The organism is Limnospira sp. PMC 289.06, assembly GCF_032350395.1.
Classification (GTDB): Bacteria; Cyanobacteriota; Cyanobacteriia; order Cyanobacteriales; family Microcoleaceae; genus Limnospira; species Limnospira platensis.
The window spans coordinates 1-2,684 of record NZ_JARPLC010000245.1 but is presented as its reverse complement, the minus strand read 5'-3'; the positions used below and the strand labels follow the sequence as shown (position 1 = coordinate 2,684).

Genomic DNA, 2,684 nt, shown 5'->3' with positions numbered 1-2,684 from the left:
GATGCCATGGATTCCGTTCTCAAGGCTGCGTCCTAACCACCTTGACTAATGCTATGCGTCCTAACTGTTCTGTCTTGTGCTATAGCTCTGAACAAAGAAGGACAAAGCAGCGGTTGGTATCGCTGTGCCACTGACAATGTGGGCATCCACACCAGGATCCGTGTGAGGTGAAAATCTCAAGCACGGTTTTGAATGGGAGGGGATGGAGGTGACTCCATTCTCGACCCCTACCCGATTTGTTACAGAGCGTGTTGACCTTGGGTTCCCTGCCTAATTTTGGTATCTTGGGATACAAAACTTAGGGACATATAAACAGTTATGGGGTCGGTCAGGAGTGCGTTCCTTGTATTCCGCCTAGGGGATGAAACCCCCACCAGGCGGCTATTTCAGGTATTTAAACCCTATTTCATGCCTGAAGGTTTCGCACTTATGACTTGTTTCTGGGTTTCATCCTCAGTTTAGGAAATCAGACCAGATATTAGTTGACTAAGTTCTCCTTGTGTTTGAGTTTGCTGTTGGCTGAGTTCCTGAATTTGATTAAATTGTGTTAACAACGATTCGATCTGCTCTTGTAAATTATTCCAGTTTTCCTCAAGGGATGGTAGTAATTCTTCATAGAGATTAGCGCGACCTTGAATTTCAGCTAACGTTTGTTTTTGTTTAATCCAACTCTGTTCTTGGGCTTCTAGTTGCTGACGTTTCTGTTCCTGTTCAGTTTCTTGTTGGGACAATTGCGCGTCCGTGTTAGAAATTTCAGTTTTTAATTGTTCCGTGCGATCGCGCAACTGCTCAAGTTCACTTCGGCTGGCTTGCTGCTGTTTTTCAATAGCAGCCAGAATTGACGGAAAGCCAAGAGCAACCCCCAGATCAACAGTTCCGGCGCTACCTTGTCGTTGTAGCAAAACCGCTTGATACTGGTTCATGTGGTCTTCCCTTTCCCCCAAAGTCCGACGCTGTCCTTCTAGGGTTTTATTCAGCATTTGATAGGCATCTTGTTCATCGGCTAGATCCGATTCTTTCTGAGCGCGAACGCTCCCAGAAGCCCGATTAATTTCCTGTTGAAGTTCCTCAATTTCCTCTTGTTTATATTTGAGTTCCTCTTCTTGTTCTTTAACCATGCGGAACCATCGATCCCATTCTTCCTGCAAGCGTTGAACTTCCGCCTGTAGTTGTTCAATGGGCATTTTCTGCAAGGGTGCCGTATCTACCTTAACTCCAGAAGTGGAACGACTAGCAACCGACTCAGAAAGACGTTGCAGTTGCTCTAACAGGGCCTGTCGGTATTCAATATTTTGTTCTAATCGCTGAATTTGTTGTTCATTGAATTCCAACAGATTTTGGCGGGAGTTCAGTTGTGCCCGATCATTTAACAACGTGATGTGGGACTGATGCCATTCTGACCACTGATGGCGCAGTGTAGTCACTTGGTCTACCTCCTGCTGCAACTCAGAAGCACGGTTGCGGTGTTCTTCCATTTGCTGACGGTAGGTTTGTCCTACAGAGATGCCATCATTGATCTGGTTTTGGGCTCGCTCTATCAATTCTCTGAGAGACTCGATAGAGTTACCACCTGAGAGTAGCTCCAGAAGTGCTTGCATTTCTTGGGCTTTTTCTGGGCTTAATCCTTTATGGGTTTCCAGTTCTGCCCGCTGTTCCTCAAGCGATCGCTTTTCTTCTTCAAGTTGCGATCGGCTACTCTCAACTTCGTGGCGAGCCTTGTCTATTTCAGCTCGCAGTTTCTCCTCTTGTTGTTTGCTCCTTTCCAGGCTCTGTCGCTGTTGTTCGAGCTTATCGAGTTCAGCTTCCAGATGATCCATCTGTTCTCGCCGAGATTCCATTTCCATTTCTCGACGATTTAGTTCTTGTTCTCGGCGATTTAGTTCTTGAGTTTGGTAGGTGAGGGATTCTTTCCACTGTTCGATTTCTTCTTGTTGATTTTTGAATCTGTCTTGCAATCGGGAAAAATCTTCAAGAATTCTGACCAGTTTTTTGCCGTCCTCGATGCGCTGAACTTGTTTGCTGGCATTGAGTTCGACTAACACTAGAGCGCCATCCTTATAGCTGTTGGCATCCTCCGCCGGAACCAGATCGTCCCCCGGTACGGCGCTCCAATTGTTCTCGCCCCGCTGACAAACCAGCAACTTGAGTTCAGCCCGACCGCCACCTATAAAACCACTTTTCTGCTTTTGTACTTCCGCTAAATAAAGCACGGTGATTATCCTCTGATGCTGTTTAAGCTTTATTCCTAGGTTTAATCATATTCTGGTTTTCGATCTTAACAGTGGGTTGTTGACTGACCTTTAGTGAGGTACTCCCGACACTGATGCCAGATTATGGTGCGGGCTTCTCCCACAAGCTCGTGTATTACCACCGCTTATCGGGTTTGAGCCTTTTAGAGTGAGTATTCCGCCTAGCCCCACTATCCAATATTTTCTCCAAATGTGACGATAGCAGTCCCCGCTGGTTATAATTACGCTTGAACATGGTAGCACACACCGCACCAATTCATCTGACCCGATCACAATGGGATGGGCTATCTGGAGCGCTGGAGTATCACAATATTTAAGTTTACCCTACTTTTGACCAAAGCTAATGGGATACAAGCCCCGCAGCAATTCTCATTTTGGCGAAAACCTGTTCAAGTCCCCGATTAGGGGTCGAGAATGGAGTCGCCTCCATCCCCT

1 protein-coding gene is annotated in these 2,684 nt (G+C 46.4%); it reads right to left on the bottom strand.

From position 1 onward, the window contains the following. Positions 1-458: 458 nt before the first annotated feature. Positions 459-2,210 carry a pilus motility taxis protein HmpF gene (gene hmpF / locus P5674_RS24070; protein WP_006616137.1) on the bottom strand — a complete coding sequence of 584 codons (1,752 nt, stop codon included), beginning with the start codon at positions 2,208-2,210 and terminating at the stop codon, positions 459-461. Between the last annotated feature and the right edge of the window lie 474 nt (positions 2,211-2,684).